Annotated in this window: 1 protein-coding gene; it reads left to right on the plus strand. The window is 71.9% G+C overall.

From position 1 onward, the window contains the following. Nucleotides 1–1,304: calcium-binding protein (locus A6302_RS20325; RefSeq protein WP_069308522.1), on the plus strand; the 1,304-nt coding region annotated here is incomplete at both ends.

Consider the following 1,304-nt stretch of genomic DNA (forward strand, 5'->3'; position numbering starts at 1 on the left):
TCCACCGTCACGGTGGACTTCTCGGCCTTCGGCGGCGGCGCGGCGGTGGTGGCCACCAACAGCAGCGGCGTTTGGACCGCAACTTACGTCCTGACCGCCGGCAGCCTCGACACGGCGACGGCCGCCGTCTCGGTCACGGTCACCGACGAGGACGATCAGGAGGTCACCACCGGCGACGACACCCAGGCGGTGGTGGACACCGCGGCGCCCGTGGCCACGGACGGGAGCGTCTCGGCCAGCGGCGCCACCGGCACCGGCGGCGCCTTCAAGATCGGCGACACGGTCACGGTCGTCTGGGACAACAGCCTTCTCGGCGACCTCAACGCCGACACGATCGCCGGCGTCACGGTCGACTTCTCGGCCTTCGGCGGCGGCAGCGCCGTCACGGCGCTTCCGTTCGGCGACCTCTGGACGGCGAGCTACCTGATCACCGCCAATGCCATCGACGGCTCCGGCGCGCCGTCGGTCACCGTGACCGACAATGCCGGCAACACGACCACCGTCGCGGACGGCGTGTCGCAGACGATCGATGCGCAGGCGCCGGTCGTCACCGACGCCGCGATCTCGGTCACGTCCACGGGCAGCGGCGTGTCGGGCCTCTACCGGATCGGCGACACGATCACGGCGGTCTGGAACGACAGCGGCAGCGGCGACGGCAACAGCGACACGCTGGCCGTCAGCATGGACTTCACCGCCTTCGGCGGCGGCCAGGTCTCGGCCACCGAGGCCGACGGCCTGTGGACCGCAAGCTACACGCTGCTCGCCGGCATGGCGGTGGATGCGCCCGGCCAGGTGTCGGTGACGGTGGTGGACGACGCGGGCAACACGAGGGAGACCGCCGACACGACCGACCTCCGCACCGTGCTCAACCTGCGTGCGGCCGACGACAGCGACACGACACTTGCGGGCGGGATCGGCGACGACATCGTCACGGGCCAGGGCGGCAACGACACGCTGCAGGGCGGGGACGGCAACGACATCCTGCGCGGCAACGCCGGCAACGACGAGATGGGCGGCGGCGAGGGCAACGACACGCTCAACGGCGGCAGGGGCGACGACGAGATGTCCGGCGGCAGCGGCCACGACCGGCTGATCGGCGACATCGGCCGCGACACGCTTCGGGGCGGGGACGGCAACGACGTGATGTTCGGCGGCACCGGTGCCGACATCCTCGTCGGCGGCGCGGGCCGCGACCGGCTCTGGGGAGAGGGTGGCCCCGACATCTTCCGCTTCGAGGACCTTGGCGACAGCGGCGCGACCGACGCCCTGCGCGACAGCATCCGCGACTTCGAGGCCGGGATCGA

The organism is Methylobrevis pamukkalensis, from assembly GCF_001720135.1.
Taxonomy (GTDB): domain Bacteria; phylum Pseudomonadota; class Alphaproteobacteria; order Rhizobiales; family Pleomorphomonadaceae; genus Methylobrevis; species Methylobrevis pamukkalensis.